Origin of the sequence: Pectobacterium cacticida (assembly GCF_036885195.1) — a bacterium.
Lineage (GTDB): Bacteria > Pseudomonadota > Gammaproteobacteria > Enterobacterales > Enterobacteriaceae > Pectobacterium > Pectobacterium cacticida.
In genome coordinates this window covers 3,819,523-3,845,684 of the sequence record NZ_CP133656.1, presented here as the reverse complement: position 1 = coordinate 3,845,684, position 26,162 = coordinate 3,819,523, and the positions used below count along the sequence as shown (strand labels likewise).

At 51.8% G+C, this 26,162-nt stretch carries 19 protein-coding genes and 1 pseudogene; 10 read left to right on the top strand and 10 right to left on the bottom strand.

Annotation, left to right across the window (positions count from 1 at the left end; translation table 11 throughout):
• Nucleotides 1–17 precede the first annotated feature (17 nt).
• The 5 genes and pseudogenes from malQ to glpE form a co-directional block, all read right to left on the bottom strand.
• Complete coding sequence (gene malQ / locus RFN81_RS17490; protein ID WP_264497019.1) at nucleotides 18–2,099, bottom strand: 4-alpha-glucanotransferase; 2,082 nt, start codon at nucleotides 2,097–2,099, stop codon at nucleotides 18–20.
• Between the two features lie 100 nt (nucleotides 2,100–2,199).
• Nucleotides 2,200–2,576 (bottom strand): annotated as a pseudogene (locus tag RFN81_RS17485) (glycogen/starch/alpha-glucan phosphorylase); the annotation flags it as partial.
• Between the two features lie 135 nt (nucleotides 2,577–2,711).
• Nucleotides 2,712–3,470, bottom strand: a complete 759-nt coding sequence (locus tag RFN81_RS17480) for a DeoR/GlpR family transcriptional regulator (protein WP_264497018.1) — start codon at nucleotides 3,468–3,470, stop codon at nucleotides 2,712–2,714.
• Between the two features lie 23 nt (nucleotides 3,471–3,493).
• Nucleotides 3,494–4,324 (bottom strand): rhomboid family intramembrane serine protease GlpG, encoded by an 831-nt coding sequence (gene glpG, locus RFN81_RS17475; protein WP_264497017.1) that lies wholly within the window; start codon nucleotides 4,322–4,324, stop codon nucleotides 3,494–3,496.
• Nucleotides 4,325–4,389: 65 nt separating this feature from the next.
• Nucleotides 4,390–4,713: a thiosulfate sulfurtransferase GlpE gene (gene glpE / locus RFN81_RS17470; protein ID WP_264497016.1), complete on the bottom strand. Its 324-nt coding sequence runs from the start codon at nucleotides 4,711–4,713 to the stop codon at nucleotides 4,390–4,392.
• Nucleotides 4,714–4,997: 284 nt separating this feature from the next.
• On the opposite strand from glpE, the gene glpD reads away from it, so the two are divergent.
• From glpD to RFN81_RS17420, 10 genes are all read left to right on the top strand, one after another.
• On the top strand, nucleotides 4,998–6,500 hold the full coding sequence (glpD, locus tag RFN81_RS17465) for a glycerol-3-phosphate dehydrogenase (protein WP_264497015.1): 1,503 nt from the start codon (nucleotides 4,998–5,000) through the stop codon (nucleotides 6,498–6,500).
• 463 nt (nucleotides 6,501–6,963) lie between these two features.
• Complete coding sequence (locus RFN81_RS17460; RefSeq protein ID WP_264497014.1) at nucleotides 6,964–8,931, top strand: type VI secretion system tip protein VgrG; 1,968 nt, start codon at nucleotides 6,964–6,966, stop codon at nucleotides 8,929–8,931.
• 1 nt (nucleotide 8,932) lies between these two features.
• Nucleotides 8,933–9,820 (top strand): DUF4123 domain-containing protein, encoded by an 888-nt coding sequence (locus tag RFN81_RS17455; protein WP_264499035.1) that lies wholly within the window; start codon nucleotides 8,933–8,935, stop codon nucleotides 9,818–9,820.
• Between the two features lie 11 nt (nucleotides 9,821–9,831).
• Nucleotides 9,832–11,346, top strand: a complete 1,515-nt coding sequence (locus RFN81_RS17450; RefSeq protein ID WP_264497013.1) for a hypothetical protein — start codon at nucleotides 9,832–9,834, stop codon at nucleotides 11,344–11,346.
• Between the two features lie 48 nt (nucleotides 11,347–11,394).
• Nucleotides 11,395–12,417 carry a hypothetical protein gene (locus tag RFN81_RS17445; RefSeq protein ID WP_264497012.1) on the top strand — a complete coding sequence of 341 codons (1,023 nt, stop codon included), beginning with the start codon at nucleotides 11,395–11,397 and terminating at the stop codon, nucleotides 12,415–12,417.
• A gap of 176 nt (nucleotides 12,418–12,593) precedes the next feature.
• Nucleotides 12,594–13,622 carry a hypothetical protein gene (locus tag RFN81_RS17440; RefSeq protein ID WP_264497011.1) on the top strand — a complete coding sequence of 343 codons (1,029 nt, stop codon included), beginning with the start codon at nucleotides 12,594–12,596 and terminating at the stop codon, nucleotides 13,620–13,622.
• Nucleotides 13,623–13,637: 15 nt separating this feature from the next.
• On the top strand, nucleotides 13,638–13,775 hold the full coding sequence (locus tag RFN81_RS17435) for a hypothetical protein (protein WP_264497010.1): 138 nt from the start codon (nucleotides 13,638–13,640) through the stop codon (nucleotides 13,773–13,775).
• Between the two features lie 53 nt (nucleotides 13,776–13,828).
• Nucleotides 13,829–14,842: a hypothetical protein gene (locus RFN81_RS17430; protein WP_264497009.1), complete on the top strand. Its 1,014-nt coding sequence runs from the start codon at nucleotides 13,829–13,831 to the stop codon at nucleotides 14,840–14,842.
• Between the two features lie 176 nt (nucleotides 14,843–15,018).
• Nucleotides 15,019–16,041 (top strand): hypothetical protein, encoded by a 1,023-nt coding sequence (locus tag RFN81_RS17425; RefSeq protein ID WP_264497008.1) that lies wholly within the window; start codon nucleotides 15,019–15,021, stop codon nucleotides 16,039–16,041.
• 148 nt (nucleotides 16,042–16,189) lie between these two features.
• Nucleotides 16,190–16,456 (top strand): type VI secretion system PAAR protein, encoded by a 267-nt coding sequence (locus RFN81_RS17420; RefSeq protein WP_264497007.1) that lies wholly within the window; start codon nucleotides 16,190–16,192, stop codon nucleotides 16,454–16,456.
• Between the two features lie 73 nt (nucleotides 16,457–16,529).
• On the opposite strand, the gene glgP is transcribed toward RFN81_RS17420, so the two are convergent.
• The 5 genes from glgP to glgB form a co-directional block, all read right to left on the bottom strand.
• Nucleotides 16,530–18,977: a glycogen phosphorylase gene (gene glgP / locus RFN81_RS17415; RefSeq protein ID WP_264497006.1), complete on the bottom strand. Its 2,448-nt coding sequence runs from the start codon at nucleotides 18,975–18,977 to the stop codon at nucleotides 16,530–16,532.
• Nucleotides 18,978–19,053: 76 nt separating this feature from the next.
• On the bottom strand, nucleotides 19,054–20,493 hold the full coding sequence (glgA, locus tag RFN81_RS17410; protein WP_264497005.1) for a glycogen synthase GlgA: 1,440 nt from the start codon (nucleotides 20,491–20,493) through the stop codon (nucleotides 19,054–19,056).
• A gap of 27 nt (nucleotides 20,494–20,520) precedes the next feature.
• Nucleotides 20,521–21,798 (bottom strand): glucose-1-phosphate adenylyltransferase, encoded by a 1,278-nt coding sequence (gene glgC / locus RFN81_RS17405; protein ID WP_264497004.1) that lies wholly within the window; start codon nucleotides 21,796–21,798, stop codon nucleotides 20,521–20,523.
• 35 nt (nucleotides 21,799–21,833) lie between these two features.
• The gene (glgX, locus tag RFN81_RS17400; RefSeq protein ID WP_264497003.1) at nucleotides 21,834–23,810 is read right to left on the bottom strand and encodes a glycogen debranching protein GlgX; all 1,977 of its coding nucleotides are present in this window, start codon (nucleotides 23,808–23,810) and stop codon (nucleotides 21,834–21,836) included.
• Nucleotides 23,811–25,988: a 1,4-alpha-glucan branching enzyme gene (glgB, locus tag RFN81_RS17395; protein WP_264497002.1), complete on the bottom strand. Its 2,178-nt coding sequence runs from the start codon at nucleotides 25,986–25,988 to the stop codon at nucleotides 23,811–23,813.
• Nucleotides 25,989–26,162: the final 174 nt, after the last annotated feature.

Sequence of the window (26,162 nt, the reverse complement as noted above, 5' to 3'; positions counted from 1 at the left end):
GCGTGGTACGTGATACTTTAGGTCTTCTGCGCTTTTAGCGGTACGCCACGACGCAAATCCACATCCCTCACCAACCGTTCAAGACAGCGATCGGTGAAGATCGACTCCAGTGGGCGCGTAAGTTTACGACGCCAGTTGGGGTATTCGCGGTGGGTGCCTGGTACATTGACTGGCGTAGCCATATCCAGCCAATCCTCCAACTGGAACGCCACTAATGCACTCGCGCTATCGGCAATATAGCGATGGACTCCGCGGCTCAACGGTGCGCCCATCGTCGTCAGCGCCGAGTTGCGACCAACGCGCTGCGGTAATAATCCGAACGCGTGTAAGGCGTCGAGCAGCCCCTGTTTTGCTTTTTCGCGTTGTTGCATCTGCTCCCGTAATAGCGCTTCCTCCGGGTATAGTCCTAATTCTCGTCCAAGCGATAAATCTACCGCCTGCCAGTAACCGCGTAGCGTCGGAAGATCGTGTGTCGTAATGGTTGCCATCGACTGACGCGGATAATCCTCCGGAGAGCGGAAATGGTTTTCTTCGTCCTTTTCAAAAAACAGTACTTTGTAGGAATAAATGCCGAAGTTCTGCAATTTGCGGACGAGTTCTGGCGGTACCGTGCCTAAATCCTCGCCGATAATCAGGCAACGATGGCGCTGGCTTTCCAACGCCAGTACCGCCAGGAGATCGTCGATTGGGTAATAAACATAAGCGCCATTATCCGCTGGCTCGGCCTTAGGTATCCACCACAGACGAAAAAGCGACATCACATGATCGAGGCGCAATGCGCCACAGTGCGCCATGTTGCTACGCAGAACGTCGATAAAAGGTTGATAGCCTCGGAGCTGCATCATCGTGGGGTTCATCGGAGCAAGCTGCCAATTTTGCCCCTGTGGCCCCAACGGATCCGGCGGCGCCCCGATAGAGGCGTCCAGACAGTATAACTGTCGCTCGTCCCAGGTTTCCGCCCCACCTTGTGAGACGCCTACGGCTAAATCACGATATAGCCCTAGCGGCAAGCCAAGCTGTTTACTGTGCGCATAGCAATCCGCTAATTGTTCATGGGCTACCCATTGCAACCAGCTATAAAAGGTAATCTCCTCGCTATGTGCACGCCGGAATGCGATGACCGTTTCGCTGTGAACGTCATGATAGCGGGCGGGCCACTGGTGCCAGTCCGCATAATTCTCGCCCTGTTTTTTCAGGTAAGCCTGTAGTGCATCGAATGTCGCCTGACGTTGCAGGCTCTGCCCGCCGCTCACCACAAATTGGCGAAAGGCGCTAATCCGCGGATCCAATGCACTGCGCGTCGAGAAATAGCGGTAAGCCAGCCGCAAGGCGGCTAACTTAAGCTCTGTTACCGGTCCATAATCGACCCAGCGCCCCGCCCGCAGCGTGGTAATCGCGCTTTGTGTCTCTTCACGACGCCACCATTCCTGTGCTTCCTCGCTCTGTTGAAAATCATCGACACGGTTAACATCGATATAGATCATGTTCAGCCAGTGGCGTGATGATGGGCTGTAAGGGCTAGCCGCATCTGGCAGCGCCGGATACAGTGAATGCAGCGGGTTTAGTCCCACAAATGCGCCACCGCGCCGGGCGACCTGTTCCACCAACTGACGCAGATCGCCAAAATCGCCCACGCCCCAGTTGTGCTGTGAGCGTAAGGTGTAAAGCTGGACGGTAACGCCCCACCAGCGTTTCCCCTGCTGCAAGGCTTCAGGCTCGTAGCAGCGGTGCGGTGCGACAATAATCCGACAGCTCCAACGCTGGTCGGCCTGCGTTAGCGTCAGATAGTGATAACCCAGTGGCAGCACACCCGGTAGTGCTAACGTTGAACCGCCTGTGATCTGCCCTTGAATTTGGCCGCCGTTTTCATACATCAGCGTCCAGAGGAATTCGCCATTACCAGCAAGCTCAATGAGTGCATCCCGGCCTTGTAAAAAGACGCAAACCGGCGGCAAAGGCGCACGGCCGCCGTCAACATCCATCATTGCCTGAATGCGGTTTCTGATCGCGGCTACAACAATGTGCTCTTTGCCATAGGCATCGGTATAGCTCTCCGCGATACCCGTCTGCTGGCTTGCCAGTTTATCCACCTTGAACACCCCCTCCTTACTCCTAACGATACGCATTGCCAAATGCGCGTCTGATAATCATGAATCGCCCTATCCGTGCTAAACATCCCCATTCAGGCGTTATTCAGCACAGCACCCCGTTCGGCGCCAGTTTCATATTGCCGGTGCCAGATGCTTTTGTATCCGCCGTTGAAATCTGCTTGGACATCGCTGCGGCAGGAATGATCTGCGCAGCCAGCGAGACGCGATAATCAGGTGGAAAATAACCTTCAGACGATCGTTCATACGACGATCTGGATTAATGACCGCTGTAACCCGATTCATGGCATTAATGCTGTTTTTCGCTAGTGCATCGCCCGGCACCGCTTTGTCGCCGAACAAAAAGACGTGCGGCACTATATCCAGATGCGGATTGTCGCGCAATTGACGATATAGCGTGGGGATATGAAGCAGATTCAAATGCTGGCGTTTATATTCATGACATCGCTCGATTTGCACATTAAAGACGATAAAGGAGGGAAGGGAGGAAATCAGCGACATGAGAGCGTCTGGCTTTTTCGCCGCTGATGAATAGGTTAACGACCCTGTTATTTTTGCAGAACCTGACATCGCGCCCTCCCCTTATAAAAAGGCACGCCGGGCTCAACATAACTCCAGCTGTACCTTATAGTGTTCGATAATTTTCAGTACGCTGGGTGGAGGTGATTGATCGGTAAACAGATAATCGATCAAATCCATGTTGCCCAGGTTCACCATTGCATTGCGGCCAAACTTGGAGTGATCCGTCACCAACATAACGCAGCGGGAATTTTCAATAATCGCCCGCTTTGTACGCACCTCGTGGTAATCAAACTCCAGTAATGACCCATCCATGTCAATACCACTAATCCCCAAAATGCCGTAATCCAGACGAAACTGGGAAATAAAATCCAGTGTTGCTTCTCCCATAATGCCGCCGTCCCTGGTACGTACTTCTCCGCCTGCCAGAATCAGCCGAAAGTCCTCTTTGGCGGTCAACAACGTAGCCACATTCAGGTTATTGGTGACCACACGCAGATCCTTATGCTGCATTAGCGCATAAGCCACCGCTTCTGGCGTGGTGCCAATGTCGATAAACAATGTGGCGCCGTCGGGAATCTGGCTGGCGACCTGCCGGGCAATACGCGCTTTCTCATCAGACCACATCATTTTACGGTCATGGTAAGCGGTGTTCACCGAGCTGGATGGCAAAGCGGCCCCCCCATGATGGCGATGGATTTTATTCTGTTCGGCCAAATCGTTCAGGTCGCGACGGATGGTCTGCGGGCTCACCGCAAAATGTTCCACCAACTCTTCAGTGCTGACATACCCCTGCCGACGCACCAGTTCAATAATGGCGTCATGCCGTTGTGTCTGTTTCACATTAATCCCCTAAGGCCCCCGATTTATCGGGGATTTTTATTATAGGTGTCCCAAAAGGCCATCAATAGCCCGGTCACCAGCCCAGCCACATGCGCCGCATTCGCGATCGACATGCCTAAAATATCGAAATATCCGGCGACCAGCCACAGTAACGCGAAAACCATCAGACTACGAGGCATCGATAGGATACCATCAGGCTCCCGCTCGCCTCGTAGCCAGACATATCCCATCAGGGCATAAACCACACCAGAAAGGCCGCCAAAATCCGCACCGCTAAACCAGGACTGCGCCCAGCCGCTGACCAGAGCAGACACCAACGTAATGGTCAGCAGTTTGCCGCTCCCCAGCCCTTTTTCAACTGGCCCGCCCAAATACCACCACCACATCAGATTGAACAAAATATGCAGTAAGGAAAAGTGCAACAAAGCATGACTAAACCAGCGCCACAACTCGAATTGCTGCCCTGCTGCCGGGAATGCCAGCCACGCCATCACTGGCCCATAGCCTGAAATTTGCATCAGGATGAATACCGCTATGGTGACGACCATCACGGACAAGGTCAGCGGCCCGGCCTTTTGTTTCAGCGTTTGCAGGTAAGAATAGCGTTGGTAACGAATACCCGTATCCATCGAACCAGTTTGCCAACTGGCGGCCTGATAACGCGGATGGGTCGGATCTTGTAAAAAAACCGCCAGCGCTTCCTGAACCTTGCCCAGTTGCGTTTCATCCTCCAGCCACAGCTCGGCGTCGTGTCCCTTGCGTTGCATTTCCAGGTGAATCTGCTGCGTATGCATATAATCGACAAATGCCTGCGCCACACGCGGGTTGGAAAGCGTAATCACACGAATCATCATAAGGAAAGCGCCAGTCAGTGGATTAAGTGAGGAACATAATAATAAAAAGACGAATCATTATGCGATCAAGTTTGTGTCTGTGTGTCTTGCGGATAGTGAGTTTGCCAAGCCTCGAAACCGCCATCGATACTGTACACGGAATCAAAACCCAGGCTAATCAGGTACTGCGCCGCATTGCGACTGCTAATGCCGTGGTAGCACATGACCATAATCGGTTCGTTAACGTCAGTGTTGTGCACAAAATCGGAGAGTGTCTCGTTGGTCAGATGCATGGCTCCGGGAACATGTGCCGTCGCAAAGCTCTGTGGATCGCGAATATCAACGATAACGGCACCCTCTTGCCAACGAGAACGGGCTTGCTCAATGCTAATCGCTTCAAATTGTTCCATTGAAAGTGACAACCTTGTTAATAATGGATAACTGGTCTCATTGTAACCCGCCTTATGCCGCATAAAACCCAGAGGATTATAAGGTTATTTATCCTATCAGTAGGCCGGTAAACGGGTAAAGCGCCGTAATACATCGGCTTTTCATGTAACAATTTCATTACATTGTTAACTCTATCACGCATAAATGTTTTTATCTGGTTAATCATTGGCTGGTTTGTTGGTTTTCGATTATCATAATGCTCGAAAACGAACATTATGATTTATTCGAGGCTGGAGGAAAAAGCGTGGAAACCAAAGATCTCATCGTTATCGGCGGCGGAATAAATGGGGCGGGTATCGCCGCAGATGCGGCTGGGCGTGGGTTGTCCGTTTTGCTGTTAGAGGCGCAGGATCTCGCTTGCGCTACCTCCTCTGCCAGCTCTAAGTTGATTCACGGCGGCCTGCGTTACCTTGAACACTATGAATTTCGTCTGGTCAGCGAAGCGCTATCCGAACGAGAAACGCTGCTGAAAATGGCCCCGCACATTATTTTCCCGATGCGTTTTCGTTTACCTCATCAGCCGCATCTGCGCCCGGCCTGGATGATTCGTATCGGCCTGTTCATGTACGATAACCTCGGCAAACGCGTTAGTCTGCCAGCCAGTAAAGGGCTGAAATTCGGCGCCGACTCCGTACTTAAACCTGAGTTAAAGCAAGGCTTCGAATATTCGGATTGCTGGGTAGACGATGCGCGTCTGGTGGTGTTAAACGCGCAGGAAGTCATAAAACGCGGCGGGGACGTTCGCACCCGCACCAAAGTCACCCGCGCTCGCCGAGAGCAGGGCGTCTGGGTTGTCGATGCCGTTGATTCATTGACCGGCGAAACGCTGACCTGGCGCGCGAAAGGGCTGGTCAATGCCACTGGCCCGTGGGTCAAAGAATTCTTTGATGATGGCCTGCAATTGAAATCACCGTATGGCATTCGGTTGATTAAGGGCAGCCACATTGTGGTGCCAAAAGTCCACAACCAGCCGCAGGCCTATATTCTGCAAAACAAAGATCATCGTATTGTCTTTGTGATTCCGTGGCAGGATGACTACTCAATCATCGGTACCACTGACGTCGAATATAAAGGCGACCCACGCGCAGTGAAGATCGATGACAGCGAAGTGAGCTACCTGCTGGATGTGTATAACGACCACTTCAAGCGGCAACTCACGCGTGACGATATCGTCTGGACATACTCCGGCGTGCGTCCGCTCTGTGATGATGAGTCCGACTCGCCGCAGGCGATCACCCGCGATTACACGTTATCGGTGGAGGATGAGCACGGCCAGGCTCCGCTGCTTTCCGTGTTTGGCGGCAAACTGACGACGTACCGTAAGCTGGCGGAACACGCGCTGGACAAGCTGCACAAATATTATCCGCAGGCGGGGAAAGCCTGGACCAAAAACGCCGTCTTGCCGGGCGGCGACATTGCCGGCACGCGTGACGACTACGCGGCTGCGTTACGCCGACGCTTCAATTTACCAGAATCCCTGGCGCGTCGTTATAGCCGCACCTATGGGTCAAACAGCGAATTGATCCTGGCAAACGCGCAAAGTGTCGGCGATCTGGGCGAGGATTTCGGTCATGGCCTGTACGAAGCGGAACTGCGTTATCTGGTCGAAAAAGAGTGGGCCTGTACGTTAGACGACATCATCTGGCGCCGCACCAAACTGGGTATGCGCCTCGATAGCGCGCAAAAACAACGTATTAGCGACTGGCTAACCCGCTACCGCCAGCCGCAAAAGGCAAACGCGGATTAACCCTCCTCGCCTTAACTTCTTCCCGATTAGGCCGACTGATTGGGAAGCCTCCATCTGCTTATCCTTACCTGTCTATCCACGATAGGATTTACGCTTTTCTCCCTTCAAATCATTACGCCATAATTTATCCACCAAATTAATAGCTAATTAATTATTTTATTATTAATCAATCGGTTTGCTTGTTTTTAGCCCTTTTTTTACGTTATTAACACCGGGAACCCCTTGCTATGCTTTCTTCCCACATAGACAGGTAGGCTCGCCGATCAGGCTCAATCCTCTACGCGTTTTTCCACGGCGGAATTTACCGAGGCTGGCGTGTCGGCAACTCGCGGCTTTATCAGAGCAATAGGATGAGCAAACCTACATAAACACGCCGATTTCATCATGACAATCAACGTGCCGCGCCGGAAAGCGCGGCACGTGCGGTAGCCATGGTTATAGCGAGGGGAAAAGGAGAGGACAGGTGGCAAACAGTACAGGATTACAGTTCACGGTTAAGGTCGGCGCCCTGCCCGAAAGCACGTTTGTCGTGGTGGATTTTCAGCTCAGCGAAGCGCTGAATCGCCCGTTCGGCCTGTCGCTTAGTCTGGCCAGCGCGTTACCGGATGTAGATTTCGGCGCGGTACTCGACCAGCCGTGCGAGTTGCTCATCTGGTATGAGGGCGAACTTAAACGCCGGGTCAGCGGTATCGTCAGCGGCTTTACGCAGGGTGATACCGGCTTTCGCCGCACCCGCTATCAGGCCGAGGTGCGCCCGGCGCTGTGGCGACTGGGGTTACGCACCAATGCCCGCATTTTTCAGGCGCACAAACCCGAAGCCATCATCGCCACATTGCTGGAAGAGTCCGGCATTACCGATTATGCCTTTGCCTTACGCCATGACCACGCCTCGCGTGAATACTGCGTGCAATACCGGGAAAGCGATTTAGCCTTTATCACCCGACTGGCCGCCGAGGAAGGGCTGTATTTCTTCCACGAATTTGAAGCGGGCAAGCACCGCGTGGTCTTTGCCGACGATGCCGGGGCGTTGGCCAAAGGCCCCGAACTGTTCTTCAACCTCGCCACGCAGGGCCTGAGCGAAGGCGAGTACGTCCGTCGCTTCCGCTACGCCGAGCAGGTCAGCACGGCAGAGGTGGCCCTCAAGGATTACAGCTTCAAAACCCCGGCCTACGGCCTGCTGCACCGTAAGATGAGCAACGACCTGGCGCATCAGCGGGAGAGCTATCAGCACTTCGACTACCCCGGCCGCTTCAAGCAAGACCCGAGTGGCAAGGCGTTTACCGGCTATCGGCTGGACGCGTTAAGGGCGGGCGCGATGGGCGGCGCGGGCGAATCCAATGCCGCCATGCTGATGCCGGGCAGCACCTTTCAACTGACCGAACACCCCAACCCGACACTCAATACCGGCTGGCAACTGGTCGCCATCACACACAGCGGGCAACAGCCGCAGGCGCTGGAAGAGGAAAGCGGCGGCGAACCGACCACCTACAGCAATAGCTTCGAGGTTATCAGCGCCAAACGCACCTGGCGCGCCGACCTGCCGTACAAGCCGATGGTGGATGGCCCGCAAATCGCCACCGTGGTCGGCCCGGCGGGAGAAGAAATCTACTGCGACGAACATGGGCGGGTGAAGCTGCAATTCCCGTGGGACCGCTACGGCGCCAGCAATGACCAAAGCTCCTGCTGGGTACGGGTCAGCCAGGGTTGGGCGGGCGGCCAGTACGGTCTGATCGCCATCCCGCGCATCGGCCACGAAGTCATCGTCAGCTTCCTGGAAGGCGACCCGGACCAGCCGATTGTGACAGGGTGCACCTTTCACGCCGCCAATAGGCCGCCGTACCCGCTGCCCGCCAACAAGACGCGCACCACGCTGCGCTCTCAAACGCATAAAGGGAAAGGTTTTAATGAACTGAGTTTTGAGGATGCGACCGACAACGAAGAAATCTTTCTTCATGCGCAGAAAAACATGGCGGTGCGGGTACTGAACTCCAAAGATGAACGGGTGGACTATAACCGGACGATAAGTATCGGACATGATGATGAACTGGTGGTGGCCCATGACCGTAAGATTACGGTGGAAGGCGATCAACACCATAAAATCACCGGTAATAGCCAGTCGCTAACGGAAGGGGATTGGGGAGTACAGGTTAAGGGCGATCTGGCGCAGAAAATCAGCGGCGTCTTCAGCGTGGATAGCAACGGCGATCTCACGTTGCAAAGCGGCAGCAAGTTAACGCTCAGAGTGGGAGGGAGTTTTGTCGTTGTTCATGCCGGCGGCGTTGATATCAAGGGGCCAGCAATCAACCTGAACTCAGGCGGTAGTCCGGGCGATGTCGCGCTTCCTGCCGACCCGGCGCTATTGAAAGCGGCGGCTGCCGCAGGGGCGATGTTTGTGGCGCACTGCCCGCCAAAGGAGCAACAAGGTGAGTGAGATGGTGCGATATGCCGTTATCGACGGGGCAATTGAAGAGCGGTTGTTGGATTTTCTAACCGAGCAGGATGCGCCGCACTGTTGTTTATATGCGGAACCCTTACAGCAGGAATTTATTCCATTAGCCCCTTATTTGGTGGAAGTCACCCATGAGGTTTCGTCCTGGCTGGGGACTAAAACATCCCCATGGGGAATCTATTTAGCGACCTCAGCCAGGATGAAAGATCTACGCCAACATTTACGTAAATATTTACAGGTCATCCTGCCTTCAGAAGAGAAGCCGGTATTTTTCCGCTTTTATGATCCCAGGAATATCTGGAATTTATGTCATGTTCTGAGTGAATGGGAACTGCATTGTTTTATGGGGCCGATCGAAAAAATAATGACCGTCCATAATGGCATCAGCCATGAAGAAAATTTTCATTCCATTCGCGCACAATTTCCGCCAACGGCGAAGAGTCGCGCGAAATTATTCAAAATTAACCAGTCACAGCTTGATCTACTGAATCAGTATGCGGAAGGGATTTATCTCGCGGAGTTAACAACGAAAATCGTGACGGAGTACGCGGAGAAAATACACTATACCGTACCGCATGTCCCTGAATGGAGGGCGCACCGATCGGAGAATATTTATCCTGAGTCAGAAGATACGCCAGTGCGCCTCATGGTCACAGAGACGGTTAGTGATTGTTATTATTTTTGTAAAGAGAAAGGTATCGAAGATGACCGCGCTATTCGCGGATTACTGCATTTATTAGTAAAAGAAAACAGATATTCAGTCAAAAAAATGCCGGCGCCATGGCTGGATTTATTAAGTAATGAAGATTTGCCCGGCCATTACCGGGTTGAACGTTTGCTTAAAAGCACGCTGGGATATATCCCTCGCTAAAGGAACAGCCGATGTCTGAAGGAAAAGTCTCATTGAGCGCAGGTAGTGCCTGCGCAACCTGCCACTATCCCGATCCCTGTACTTATGAAATCACCCTTGCCGCATTTGATGGAAACTCGCATCTCTGGCCTGCTGAGCAACACATTCATTTAGACGTCCTGGACGGCGGTACTGGGAGCCAGGGCACGATCGCTATAGAAGGAAAATGCGAGCAACCTACTTGCCCGCACGCCACGTTGGAAAGTGGCAATGAGATTATTGCATTAACCAACGGCGCGCCGAACGCCGTCACGCTCTATTATCGGCGGCCCGCGGAGGCCGCGCGGTATGATCCGCCCATCGAACCTATATGGTCTTATTTCAATCGTATTCACCAGCCTTCCGACGCCATCGCCTCCCCCCACCGTTATCAATTGGTCACGCAGGGTTGCACGGGGAAAGCAACGTATGCCGATATTGATGTCTATCCCGAGGTGGAATTACGCGCCGTTATCGGTTTTAGCTACCAGTTGACCGGCAGAGAAAGGACATGGAAAGAGCGGCGGGATGAACAGCGCGCCGCGCGGACAAAAATGGAGAACACCCAGCCTAAAAACGGCAATAAGTTACGGGCGGGCTGGACGTTGCAAACCGATCGGTTCCAAATCACGCAGGAGCAGAAACTGAATATTGAGTACGGGCTAAAAATCGGCGGTACAGAATATTCGGCGGAGTTCGCCAGGGTGACGCGTAATAACGTTAAAACGGTCAAAACTCTGGCGCAGATTGGTAAAGTGGAGCGCTTCCTATCGAATATCAATCAATATCTTCTGCCCGACCCCGATCCTAAGAAAAAGGGGGCGCGCGCCTATCGTGTATTCGATTACGCCGTCGCACCAATAACGATGGGGGTTTCGTACGCCTATCAGCGCACAGATAGCGTTGCTGACGCCACGCATTTCATGGGGCTTTATGCCGCGCCCTTCCTTAGCATGAGTATGAAAATAGACCTCATACAACTGTTGGCGACCTACTGCAAAGTAGAAAGCATCGCCGCGAAGTGTCGCGAATATATTGCGAAGGGCGGCAGCGCCCTTGAGTGCTATATACAACTGACAACAGCGCTACACTTTTCTATTGGCGCAGCCTATAAGCAGGCGCAATGGACCTTCGCCCCGGAGGATGAAAACAATAAGCTGGCTTTAGTTTTGGAAGGCGTGGTCAGCGCAGCCTTTGAAACCAAAGTATTATTTGTCGAAATCGCGTTAAAGGCGGAAGGGAAACTCAAAACAGAAGCGGGAATGAAGCTCGATCCGCATGATAATGGCATCGACCTGGTGGGATACCATGATGGGATTAAGGCCGAAGTGGCCTTGGTTGGTGACTTTAAATCATCACCAGGACGAGGTATGAAAAGTAATGGAGGTTACTCATATAAATCAACAATGGAATTGGCCGGGCCATTAAATGCAGATGAATCGGCCGTGAGAATTAACCTGTTTGGTCAGGAGCGCGTTATCGCTCAACCTGACGCGATCCCCGCCTAGTGGCGGATTGAGCGTCCAATCCGGAACGACGGGAACACAAGGAAAGAAATGATGGGAAAGATTGTTCAATGGAAATGCCTACTACTAGCAGGAGCACTGATGATGTCTACCGCTAACGCCGCCGAGGAACCGCTACGTATTCGCAACGTGTTTGATATTAATTCGGCGTTCTGTGCCATTAAAACCAACGGCGTTCTGGGGATGGACAACCGGGATTCGGCAGTGGCCGGAAGAGGTTTTGGCACCGCCAGCACCAATGCTCTAATGGTATTAGAAAATGGTGAAAACGAGATTACCGTTGAGATCGGCGCCCTGGACTGGTTCTTACCGGGCAACGATAGCGACAACGCTCACAAAGCCTTTGCGCCGGATGCCCGTTGTAAAGTGGCGCTCACCGCGTTTAAGGGGAAAGAGACGTCAGTGTTGACGCAGTTCACCATTGCTATCGGTCAGGACGGTATTCCTTACGTGCAATCGGGCGGGGAAGCCGAGCCCGGAAAAATGAGCAAGGTCACGGTAAAGAAAATTCGCGCGCAACAGGTTGAAAAAGGGCATTTCCCTTCAGATTATTTTATAGACAACTATTTCCCGGCGGGAATGGATCTCTACCAGTTTACGCAAAAAATCTACCTGAAGAATATTCCGGAATGGAAATGGACAACCGCGACGCCATTTACCGGCACGCCGGAGCAAGTGCATGCGTTACAAATGGCCTACCTTGAACTCTGGCATTATATTAAGAATAAGAATAAAACGGAGATAAGAAAGTATCTTAGTGAATCGTCGAAAGCATGGGCAATGGCTACTGGTGATAATGTTGATGATATTTACGAAAGTAATGCATTCTTAGAAGATTTGAATAAGACAGATTTCAAAATACTGGACGTCAACTGGAATAATTATGATCTTGAAGTGATGAATGATAATAGAATGGTGCGATTCATTAATAAATCAGATCCCACTTTTTCACCTATAACCTATTTAATCGCGGATGAAAGTGGGAATAAAGTTATTAGGGGGTACTCACCAATATTTTCTTTTATAAAAGGAAAGGTTATGCTAGTGATTTGATATCGCGATCATTTAATGATTTTTCTCTGGAGGAAAATTAACTCTAGAGAATTACTCTTCTAATAATGCGAATGTGTTACCCATAAAAACGTAATAACACAACGGCCGAATGGTGTTTTTTTAATCTTAAGTTGGCGGTGTTTATTACAATCGCCAACCACCATCAGGGAGAATAGATGAGTCAGTATTGGATCAAATGGACATCGCTCGTTTTCCTGGGCTTAGTTGCCATCGCTACCGCTAACGCTAACGCCGCCGAGGAACCGCTACGTATTCGCAGCGTGTTTGATGTTCATTCGGCGTTTTGCGCCATTAAAACCAACGGTGTTCTGGGGATGGACAACCGTCACTCAGCAGTGGCCGGAAGAGGTTTTGGCACCGCTAGCACCAATGCTCTAATGATGTTAGAAAACGGCGAAAACGAGATTACCGTTGAAATCGGCGCCCTGGACTGGTTCTTACCGGGCAACAATAGCGACAACGCTCACAAAGCCTTTGCGCCGGATGCCCGTTGTAAAGTGGCGCTCACCGCGTTTAAGGGGAAAGAGACGTCAGTGTTGACTCAGTTCACCATTGCTATCGGTCAAGACGGTATTCCTTACGTGCAATCGGGCGGGGAAGCCGAGCCCGGAAAAATGGGAAAGGTCACGGTAAAGAAAATCCGAGCACAACAGGTTGAAAAAGGGCATTTTCCTTCAGATTATTTTATCGACAACTATTTCCCGGCGGGAATGGAGCTCTACCAGTTTACGCAAAAAATCTACCTGAAGAATATTCCGGAATGGAAATGGACAACGGCGACGCCATTTACCGGCACGCCGGAGCAAGTTCATGCGTTACAAATGGCATACCTTGAGCTTTGGGGGCATTTTGCGAATAAAGATGATGTAAAAATAAAGAAATACATTAGTGAATCGTTGGAGCCATGGGCGAAAACAACCGGAAGTTCTATTGATGAGATATATAATGACAGTGGCTTCAAAAGATTTTTAAAAAGCAAATCATTTAAAATGCACCCAATTAACTGGAGTGATTACACAATCGAATCCATGAACAAGAACAGAATGGTCCGATTTGTTAATAAATCGGACCCCACTATATCCCCCCTCTCTTATTCGGTTAAGGATGAGGATGGAGATGATAGTTTAGGAGACTACGCCCCAATATTTTCCCTCATTAACGGAAAATTCATCCCTGTCATTTAAGGGATGATAATTAGCATGCTGGAGAATAAGAATAACGTACTCCAGTCTTATCGTCATCGTCATCGTCATCGTCATCGTCATCGTCATCGTCAAAATGACGATACTATTATCGATAAGCATGGAAACACCGCAATCGAACAGTGTATTTCTTAAATTTTGGGTTGGCGATATTCACTATAATCGCCAACCACCATCAGGGAGAATAGATGAGTCAGTATTGGTTCAAATGGACATCGCTCGTTTTTCTGGGCTTAGTTGCCATCGCTACCGCTAACGCCGCCGAAGAACCGCTACGTATTCGCAGCGTGTTTGATATTAATTCGGCGTTCTGTGCCATTAAAACCAATGGTGTTATCGGTCTAGACAACCGTCACTCAGCAGTGGCTGGAAGAGGTTTTGGTTCATCCAGTACCAACGCGCTATTATTTCTGGAAAATGGCGAAAACGAGATTACCGTTGAAATCGGCGCCCTGGACTGGTTCTTACCGGGCAACAATAGCGACAACGCTCACAAAGCCTTTGCGCCGGATGCCCGTTGTAAAGTGGCGCTCACCGCGTTTAAGGGGAAAGAGACGTCAGTGTTGACGCAGTTCACCATTGCTATCGGTCAAGACGGTATTCCTTACGTGCAATCGGGTGGGGAAGCCGAGCCCGGAAAAATGGGCAAGGTCACGGTAAAGAAAATCCTAGCTCAACAGGTTGAAAAAGGGCATATCCCTGACAACTACTTCAGGGAGAATGATTTCCCTGTGGGAATGGAACTCTACCAGTTTACGCAAAAAATCTACCTGAAAAGTATTCCGAAATGGAAATGGACAACCGCGACGCCATTTACCGGTACGCCGGAGCAGGTTCATGCGTTACAAATGGCTTACCTAGACCTGCGGTATATTTTAGCTAAAAAAAATGATGTGGAGATAAAAAAATTCTTTAATGAATCATTGCGAGCATGGTCAGTAACTACTGGCGAAAATGTTAATGATATATACTCCGATCTTTTCTTTGATCTAAAAAACTCGTCATTTGAAACAATACCTATTAAATGGGATGACTATAAAATAGAAACAATGAATGGTCGTAGAATAGTTCGGTTTGTCAATAAATCAGACCCTACCTTTTCACCTATTTCTTATTTCATTGATGAAGATGGAAAGACATTCATGGGATCTTTTTCTCCAATATTTTCCCTCATTAACGGGAAATTCATCCCTGTCATTTAAGGGATAATAATTAGCATGCTGGAGAATAATAATAACGTACTCCAGTCTTATCGTCATCGTCAAAGTGGCGATACTATTTTCGATAAGCATGGAAACACCGCAATCGAACAGTGTATTTCTTAAATTTTGGGTTGGCGATATTCACTATAATCGCCAACCACCATCAGGGAGAACAGATGAGTCAGTATTGGTTAAAATGGACATCGCTCGTTTTTCTGGGCTTAGTTGCCATCGCTACCGCTAACGCCGCCGAGGAACCGCTACGTATTCGCAGCGTGTTTGATATTCATTCGGCGTTTTGTGCCATTAAAACCAACGGTGTTCTGGGGATGGACAACCGTCACTCAGCAGTGGCCGGAAGAGGTTTTGGCACCGCCAGCACCAATGCTCTAATGATGTTAGAAAACGGCGAAAACGAAATTACCGTTGAAATCGGCGCCCTGGACTGGTTCTTACCGGGCAACGATAGCGACAACGCTCACAAAGCCTTTGCGCCGGATGCCCGTTGTAAAGTGGCGCTCACCGCGTTTAAGGGTAAAGAGACGTCAGTGTTGACTCAGTTCACCATTGCTATCGGTCAGGACGGCATTCCTTACGTGCAATCGGGCGGGGAAGCCGAGCCCGGAAAAATGGGCAAGGTTACGGTAAAGAAAATCCGCGCACAACAGGTTGAAAAAGGGCACATCCCTAGTGATTATTTTAGAGAAAATAATTTTCCGGCGGGAATGGAGCTCTACCAGTTTACGCAAAAAATCTACCTGAAAAGTATTCCGGAATGGAAATGGACAACGGCGACGCCATTTACCGGCACGCCGGAGCAAGTTCATGCGTTACAAATGGCCTATATTGAACTCTGGCAACTATTTGCTGAAAAAAATCAAGCGGCAATAAAAGCATATCTTAGAGAGTCTCTACAAGCGTGGTCGGTAACTACTGGCGAAAGTGTGGACGAAATATACCAAAATGAAGTTTTTTCCAATGCGCTAAAAGATCCCACATTTAAAATGATAGTGATTAATTGGAACGATTTTGAAATCGAAGAATTAAACAACGGGAAAATGGTACGATTCATCAACAAATCAAACCCCAAATATTCACCTATATCTTATTTTATTGGGGAAAGTGAAGATGTTAAAAGAATTGGATATTTTTCCCCAATATTTTCCCTCATTAACGGAAGATTCATCCCTGTCATTTAAGGGATAATAATTGGTATGCTGGAGAATAATAATAACGTACTCCAGTCTTATCGTTATCGTCAAAGTGGCGATACTATTATCGATAATCATGGAAACACCGCAATCGAACAGTGTATTTCTGAAATTTATTTGCTAACAAGGATAGAAAATGGGCAATGCCGTTAAATTGGGCGATAGCGACACCGGGCACGGTAGCTTTCCTCCCACGCCTGTCACTGCGGGCTCCTCCACCGTTAAGGCTGATGGCCTACCTATGGCGCGGCAGGGCGATCCGCTGGCGCCCCACGGCCATGAGCGGCGCATTAGCGGTGGCTCGGCCAGTGTTTTTATCGAAGGTCAACCCGCAGCACGAACGGGTGATGCGGTAAGCTGTGGTGGCGTGATGGTGGGCGGAGGCAGTGTCAACATAGGTTGAGATACATCGTGGCGCTCCGTTTACTGACACAGGCCATGAAGCTTACGACCTGTGTCACACCGGCAATGTGCGATTACAGCCGTATCGGTTTGATATTCCAGATATCTCTCGCGTATTCCGCGATAGTACGGTCAGATGAGAAATAACCCATGTTGGCGATATTCTGGATAGTACATCGCGCCCATTCATCCTGGTTTTGATACAACTCGTCAACCCGATCCTGCGTGTCGACATAGCTGCGATAATCTGCCAACAGTTGGTAGTGATCGCCAAGATTCACCAATGAATCAAAAAGATCGCTATAACGTCGGTTATCATCCGGGCTGAAATAACCCGTGGCGATTTGCGTCAATACGCGATGCAACTCGTCGTCTTGTTCGAAAAATTGCCGGGGGTTATAGCCATTTTGCCGTAATGCTTCCACCTGATCCGCCGTATTACCGAAGATAAACATATTTTCTTCGCCAATATGTTCCAGCATCTCGACATTCGCACCATCCAATGTGCCAATCGTCAGCGCGCCATTTAACGCAAATTTCATGTTACTGGTTCCAGAGGCTTCCGTCCCCGCCAGCGAGATCTGTTCCGAGAGGTCGGCGGCTGGGATAATGATCTGCGCCAGACTCACGCCGTAGTTAGGAATGAAAACCACCTTTAGCCGATCGTGCAACGCCGGATCGTGATTGATTACCTGCGCGACATCGTTGATCAAATGAATAATGTGCTTCGCCATGTAATAGGCCGAGGCGGCTTTGCCCGCGAAGATGGCGACTCGCGGGACGCGTTCCGTGTCCGGGTTATCCTTGAGACGGTTGTAGAGCGTGATGATGTGCAATACATTCAGCAATTGTCGTTTATATTCATGAATACGCTTGATTTGCACGTCAAACAGCGATGCAGGATTAACCACAATATTGAGGTTTTGCGCTATGTAATTGGCCAAACGCACCTTATTTTGCCGCTTCACCTTACGAATTTTCTCGACGAACGCCGGATAATCAATGTGCTGTTTCAATTCGCTCAATTGGCTCAGATCGGTACGCCATGTTTGCCCAATGGTGTCATCCAGAAGTTTAGAGAGCGGTGGATTGGCTAACGCCAGCCAGCGCCGTGGCGTTACGCCATTGGTTTTATTACAGAACCGGTTAGGAAAGAGACGAGCGAAGTCCGCAAACAGAGATTTCACCATGAGATCCGAGTGCAATTCCGATACGCCATTCACTTTATGGCTGGCGACCACGGCCAGCCACGCCATCCGTACTTTACGTTCATTGTTTTCATCGATCAGCGAAACCCGCGCCAGCAGCTCGCTGTCGCCAGGCACCTCCTTTTGAACGTATTCCAGAAAGTGGTCATTAATTTCGAAAATCAATTGCAAATGGCGCGGTAGGATTTTACCCAACATATCGACAGGCCAGGTTTCCAGCGCTTCCTGCATCAGCGTATGGTTGGTGTAGGAGAACACGTTTCTCACCACCTCCCATGCGTCATTCCACTGAAATTGATGCTCATCAATCAACAGCCGCATCAACTCAGGAATGGCTAGCACGGGGTGCGTATCATTGAGGTGGATAGCAAATTTTTCCGCGAGATTGGCGTAAGTTTTATGCATCATCCAATGACGATGCAGGATGTCCTGCACCGTGGCGGAAACCAGAAAGTATTCCTGTCGCAGGCGTAGCTCGCGCCCAGAGTAGGTGGAATCATCGGGATACAGCACGCGAGACACATTTTCCGAGTGGTTTTTATCCTCTACAGCGGCAAAATAGTCGCCCTGATTGAATTTACCCAGATTGATTTCGTTACTCGCCTGCGCGCCCCACAGACGTAGCGTATTGGTAGCATCGGTGTCGAAACCGGGAATAATTTGATCGTAAGCACAAGCGATAACCTCTTCGGTTTCCAGCCAGCGCATTTTGCTGCCTTCCTGCTGAATGCGGCCGCCAAAACGCACTTTGTAGCGCGTGCTATGGCGCGGGAATTCCCATACGTTACCGTATTCCAACCAGTAGTCCGGTGATTCCGCCTGTTTACCGTCAACGATATTCTGTTTAAACATACCGTATTCATAGCGGATCCCGTAGCCGCGCCCCGGTAGCGCCAGCGTCGCCAGCGAATCTAAAAAGCAGGCCGCCAAGCGTCCCAAACCGCCGTTCCCTAACCCTGGGTCATTTTCTTCCACGAGCAGATCGTCCAACTCCAGCCCCATCCCGTCCAGCGCCGCTTTCAAATCGTCATATAGCCCCATCGCCAGCAGCGCGTTTGATAGCGTCCGACCCAGCAAAAACTCCATCGACAGGTAATAGACCTGCCGTACATCTTGAGAAAGCTGGGCACGATTCGAGCGTAACCAGCGTTCCACCATGCGGTCACGCACGGCCAGCAATGTGGCATTCAGCCAGTCATGCTTATCCGCGATGGAAGGATCTTTGCCCACGGTAAACATGAGCTTGTAAGCGATAGAGTGTTTCAGCGCTTCCACACTGCGCGTCGGAGACGTATAGATAAACGGAGAGTTCATGATAGTCATTCCCAAGTGAGAGTTCATCGTACCCTGTCGTTTTCAGATTGCACGAGGGTGACGCGCAGCAGAAAAGCTAGTGGGTATACACGCGTTGATAGAGCGCGCCATAGGCCTGAGCTGACGCCTGCCAACCAAAGTCCATCGCCATCGCCTGACGCTGTACATAGCGCCATAGCGTGGGTCGGGACCACAACACAAACGCACGGCGGATCGCGCGGGACAGCGATCCTACACTGCAATCGTTAAAGACAAACCCGCTTGCCAGCCCGTCAGCCAGGTTCTCCAGCGAACAGTCTGCCACCGTATCCGCCAGCCCGCCCGTGCGGCGCACCAGCGGCAGTGTGCCGTATTTCAAACCATAAAGTTGCGTTAACCCGCAAGGCTCAAACCGACTGGGCACCATGATGACATCGGCGCCGCCAATGATGCGGTGCGAGAACGCTTCATGGTAGCCAATCTGCACGCCGACCTGACCATGATATTCCGCCGCCGCCGCCAGAAAACCCTGCTGCAAATCGGCATCTCCGGCGCCCAGCACAACTAATTGCCCGCCTTGCTCCAAGAGATCCGGGATGGCGGCTAACGCGATGTCGAGCCCTTTTTGGTGCGTTAGGCGACTGACGATGGCGAACACCGGTGCCTTATCGTTAATTTCCAGCCCCATCGCCGTTTGTAGCCGCCGTTTATTTTCTGCTTTGTTCGCCAGCGTTTCGCGGCTGTAATGGCGCGTGAGTAACGGATCATGTTCCGGATCCCAGATCGTGTCGTCCACGCCATTCAGGATGCCAGAGAGTCGCCCCTCATCGGCGCGAGTCTTCAACAAACCTTCCATGCCGTAGCCGTAAGCCGACAATGTAATCTCATGCGCATAGGTTGGACTCACGGTCGTGATATGATCAGCGTAGTACAATCCTGCCTTGAGATAGGAAATTTGACCGTAAAATTCCATCCCATAGACCTGAAAGAAATTGCCCGGTAGCTGGATTTCTGCCAGATGCTGGGCGTCAAATAGCCCCTGAAAGGCCAGGTTGTGGACGGTAAAAACCGATTTTGCCGGACGATGACGCGCCGCCAGATAGGCGCAGGTCAGCCCCGCGTGCCAGTCATGGGCATGAACAATATCGGGCCGCCAATAGGGGTCCAGGCCGCACGCCATTTCACATCCCATCCAGCCTAGCAACGCGAACCGCAGATAGTTATCGGCGTAGGCGTAAAGCGCCGGATCGTGATAAGGGCTGCCCGCGCGATCGAACAACGCTGGCACATCAATTAAGTAAATCCCAACGCCGTTAAAATGGCCAAACAGCAACGCCGCATGCCCGGCAAACGTGTCCAGCTCGCGCACGACCTGCACGTCGGCGATGCCGCTTTTCAGAGCGGGGAAAGCAGGCAGGATCACGCGGGCATCCATTCCTGCCGCGATCTGCGCGCCGGGCAACGCCCCTGCCACATCCGCCAGCCCGCCGGTTTTCAAGAGTGGAAATAGCTCTGAACAAACATGTAAGACCCGCATGATGACTCCCTTATGTTTCTATGGTATTTACTGCGTTTCCAACATTGAGCGCGTAACCAGCACGACGCCGTCCTCCGACCGATAAAAGCGGCGGCTATCCTCTTCCGCGTTTTCGCCAATCACCGTGCCTTCCGGCAAGTGGCAGGCGCGATCGATCACGCAGCGGCGTAAACGGCAGGAACGCCCCACGTTGACATCCGGCAAGATCACGGTGGAATCAATGCTGCAGAATGAATTGATCCGCACTCGTGGAAACAGTACCGAATGTGTGACGACGGAACCTGACACGATGCAGCCTCCCGATACCAGCGAGTTCATGGTCATGCCGTGGCTACCGGAACGATCCTGCACGAATTTGGCGGGCGGCAACGATTCGATTGCGGAACGTATCGGCCAGAGCCGATCGTAAACGTCCAATTCCGGCGTCACCGACGCCAGATCGAGATTAGCGCGCCAATAGGCATCCAGCGTGCCGACATCCCGCCAATAATGGCATTCATCTTCGCCGGAGGTCACACAGGACAAATTGAACGGGTGCGCCCAGGCCTGACGCTGCGAGACAATCTTTGGAATCAGATCCTGCCCGAAGTCATGGTTGGAATCTGGTGCATAGCGATCCTTCTCCAGTAACTGATAAAGATAGTCTGCATTAAATACATAAACCCCCATACTCACGAGTGCCAGGTCAGGGTTATCCGGTAGCGGTATCGGGTTATCCGGTTTTTCGGCGAAATCGAGGATACGATGCTGTTTGTCCACGCTCATGACGCCAAAGGCGCGCGCTTCTTCCCGTGGTACGGAGAGGCAAGCGACCGTACATTCGGCGCCCTTCTCCACGTGATCGATGAGCATACGGGAGTAATCCATCTTGTAGATGTGATCGCCCGCGAGGATCACTACATACTCCGCGCGATAGCGTCGAATAATGTCGAGATTCTGGCACACGGCGTCTGCCGTTCCCCGATACCAATCATCGGCGGCCTGGCGCTGCTGCGCAGGCAGCAAATCGACAAACTCGTTCATCTCCGCATTCAAAAATGACCAGCCGCGCTGGATATGCTGTACCAGCGTATGCGACTGATATTGGGTAATGACGCCAATACGATGGATGCCGGAATTCAGGCAGTTAGAAAGGGCGAAATCGATAATGCGAAATTTGCCGCCAAAATGAACGGCCGGCTTGGCGCGCAGCGCCGTCAACCCTTTTAACCGTGTGCCTCGTCCTCCAGCCAAAATAAGTGCCACGGATTTCAACGGGAGCTGTCTTGCCAACATCAGAGGATCATGTTTGTCATTATTCACCATGGCTATCTCCTGATTATTTTTTTAATGGCGTGCCCTTAGGTGCTCTGTTTGATTAAGACGCAGACTGCCTGTGGCGATCCGTGCCACACGCCGTCTTCCGGCGGATCCGTCTCACTAAATGGCGGAGAAAGTCGCCAGTGGCCTGCGGGTAACGTAAAGGCATCGGCATGCAGGCTGGCGTTGATCAACAGAAGCCAACGGTCGGAAAGTAAAATCTGTAATTGATGCTCTCCTTGTTCCCACTGTTGCGGTGTCAGCGGGTGTCCTTCTCTGTTGAGCCATTGCACCGTGCCGTCCCCTTCTTGCCACCACGTCTCCTGCTGCAATGCCGGGATAGAGCGGCGCAGTTGGATCAGCCCGGCGACAAAGTCATGCAACGCGCGATCCGCGTTTTCCCAGTGCAGCCAGGTCAATTCATTGTCCTGACAGTAGGCGTTATTGTTGCCCTGCTGGCTATGTCCCAACTCATCGCCAGCCAGTAGCATCGGCGTGCCCTGCGAGAGCAATAGCGTCGTGAGTAATGCTCTCTGGCTGGCTTGTCGGCGTTGGCGCGTGTCGTCATCCGCATCCAACCCTTCCGTACCATGATTATTGCTGAAATTACTGTCCGTACCGTCGCGATTGTCTTCACCGTTAGCGTCATTGTGCTTGTGGTTAAAGCTCACCAGATCGCGCAGCGTAAAGCCGTCGTGTGCCGTGAGCTTATTAATGGAGGCGTAGGGTAAGCGGTCGCCGTACTGGAAGATGTCACTCGAAGCGGCAAAGCGGCGTGCAAATACGCCGAGAGAGATATCGCCGTGTAGCCAAAAGCGGCGCATGTCATCACGATAGCGGTCACTCCACTCGGCGAACGGCGCCGGGAACTGACCTAACTGATAACCGCCATAACCGATGTCCCAGGGTTCGGCAATCAGCTTGCAGCCCTGTAAGCGACTATCGTTTTTCATCGCGCACAGCAACGGGGCGGCAGCGGTAAAATCTGGCGTGCGCCCCAGTACTGTCGCCAGATCGAAGCGGAAACCATCCACATGGCAGACGTTGCGCCAGAAGCGCAGGCAATCCATAACCCAATCCACCACGGCCGGATGATTCAGGCGCAATACGTTGCCGCAGCCGGTCCAGTTAGGGTAGTCGCCATTGTCATCCAGCCAGTAGTAGCTGCGGTTATCGATACCGCGCTGGCATAGCGTGGGGCCTGCGACACCCTGTTCGGCACTGTGGTTAAATACCACATCCAGAATGACCTCGATCCCTGCGCGGTGCAGCGCTTTTACCGCATCCCGAAATTCATTTAACGCCTCCTCTCCCGCAGACAGACTATTATCTACGGCAAACGGCAGTAGCACGTTATACCCCCAATAATTACGTAACCCCATCTGTTGAAGATGCGGTTCGTCGGCATGTTGCTGCACCGGCAACAGTTCCAATGCGGTAATCCCCAGCGATGTCAGATAGTCAATCATCACCGGATGCCCTAGCGCGGCATAACTACCGCGAATAGCTGTGGGAATAGCGGGGTGCAGTCGCGTTAATCCGCGCACGTGCGCTTCATAAATCACTGTCTGGTTCCAGGGTGTTTGCGGATACTCGTCACCCTGCCAGTCATACTCTTCTGCCGTGACCACGCACTTCGGCATGACATCGGCGCTGTCGCGTTCATCACGCTGATCAACACCACCTTGCAGACAGGCGTCATCCACCACCCAGCCGTCAAGCTGACGGGCGCACGGATCTAATAGCAGTTTATGCGGGTTGAAGCGTAACCCCTGCGACGGCACGAACGGCCCATCGACACGATAACCGTAGCGTAGCCCAGGTCGTGCATTCGGAAGATAGCCGTGCCAGATATCGCCACTGCGTGCGGTTAGTTCGATGCGCTGCTCCTGCTGGCGTGCATCAAACACACAGAGTTCGACGCGCTCGGCATGCGCTGAAAACAGCGCGAAATTTACCCCGTTGCCATCGAAACTGGCGCCCAGCGGCGTCGGCTTACCGGTCTGCAATTGCGCCATTTATACCTCCTTGATCAGGTACAGCGTGGCAAGCGGCGGAAGCGTCAGCGCCAGGGAATGCTGACGCTGATGGCTCTCCCATTCTTCGCTGTAAATCGTGCCCAGATTGCCGAGATTGCTACCGTGGTAATAGCTCGAATCGGTATTAATCACCTCCCGCCAGCCGCCGGGCTGATTAATCCCGATGCGATAGCCATAGCGTGGAATGGGCGTAAAGTTGCTGACCACCAGCACTTCATTGCCCTGTTCGTCGCGCCGCACAAAGGCAAAGACCGAATTTTCCCGGTCGTCCACCACCAGCCATTCAAAGCCCTGTGGCTGAAAATCCAACTGATACAACGGCGGTTGTTGGCGGTAGCAATGGTTGAGATCGCGCACCAGCGTCTGCACGCCGCGGTGCCATCCTTCCGGTTCATTCAATAAATGCCAATCCAGACTGGCGTCGTGGTTCCATTCACGCCCCTGCGCAAATTCCCCGCCCATAAACAGCAGCTTCTTACCGGGATAAGCCCACATAAAGCCGTAGTACGCGCGTAGATTGGCAAATTTCTGCCAGGTATCGCCGGGCATCCGATCCAATAATGAGCGCTTACCGTGCACTACCTCATCGTGGGACAACGGCAACACAAAATTCTCGCTATAGGCGTACAACATACCGAACGTCAGCAAATCATGATGGTATTGGCGATGGATGGGATCGAGTTGCATGTAGGCGAGCGTGTCGTGCATCCACCCCATATTCCACTTATAGTGAAACCCCAAGCCGTTGCAGTCCGGCGGTAGGGTGACGCCGGGATAATCGGTGGACTCTTCAGCCACGGTGATCGCCGCCGGCGCGGCATGGCCCAACATGTGGTTGGTATAGCGCAGAAATGTTAGTGCTTCGAGGTTCTCTTTACCGCCGTACTGGTTCGGCACCCACTCGCCCTCACGGCGACTGTAATCGCGGTAAATCATGGAAGCGACGGCATCAACCCGTAGCCCGTCGATGCCGTAGCGTTCCATCCAGAACAACGCATTACCCGCCAGGTAATTACGCACTTCATGACGGCCGTAGTTGTAAATTAGCGTGTTCCAGTCCTGATGATAGCCTTCCCGCGGGTCGGCGTATTCATACAGCGCGGTGCCGTCAAACTGCGCCAAACCATATTCATCGCTGGGGAAATGCCCCGGCACCCAGTCGAGCAGGACATTGATGCCAGCCTCATGGAGCGCATCAACAAACGCGCGAAATTCGAATGCCGTACCGAAACGTCGCGTTGGCGCATATAGCCCTAACGGTTGATAACCCCAGCTACCATCAAAGGGATGTTCATTAATTGGCATCAGTTCCACATGGGTGAAACCCATATACTGCACATAATCAATCAGTTGTTTTGCCAGTTCCTGATAACTTAACCAGAAATTGTTCTCGGTATGTCGCCGCCACGAACCGAGATGAACCTCATAGATAGCAATCGGGGAACGCAGGCCATTCGCCTCGCGTCGAACATCGCTGGTCGGCACTTTTTCCGGTAATGGCGTGATTAGCGAGGCGGTATCGGGGCGCATCTGCGCCTCAAAAGCATAGGGATCGGCCTTGAGCCGAAGGTTGCTATGGCTATCAATCACTTCATATTTGTAGAGCTGACCGGCTTTCACATCGGGCAGGAATAGCTCCCAAATGCCGTTTTCCTTGCGCAGCCGCATTGGGTGCCGCCGACCGTCCCAGAAGTTGAACTCCCCCACGACGGAAACGCGCTGGGCGTTTGGCGCCCAGACGGCAAAACGCGTGCCCTCAACGCCATCCAGCGTCGCCAGATGTGCGCCTAATTGTTCGTAAGGCCGCAGATGCGTTCCTTCGGAGAGTAGCCAAATATCCATATCCTGTAGCAGCGTGCCAAAACGATAAGGATCCTCAATCACTTTAGTTTCACCCTGCCAGGTGACGGCTAATTGATAACGCAGTGGTGTTTTGCGATGCGGCAGCAGACCACAAAAGAAACCGCGCTCGTCGATACGCGCGAGTTCGACGAGTTGACGTCCATTACTGGCATCTACCAGCCAGACAGACTGTGCATCCGGCAATAGCGCACGCACTTCAACGCCGTTGGCACCGCGATGCATACCTAACAGCGAAAACGGGTCGGCATAATGCCCGTTAATCAGTGAATTAATCGCCTCAGAAAACGCTGACATGGTATCCATCCTCTGATTCATCATTTGAATGAAATCATTAATATAAAAACGCACCGTGCGACGCTGATATTTTTCATTGTTACTTGCAAAATAAAATTCAGTTAAATAAATACGTTATTGTGTTATTAACGGTCGGCGGCACGATGTAAAAATAATGAAAATGCCTAAAATATT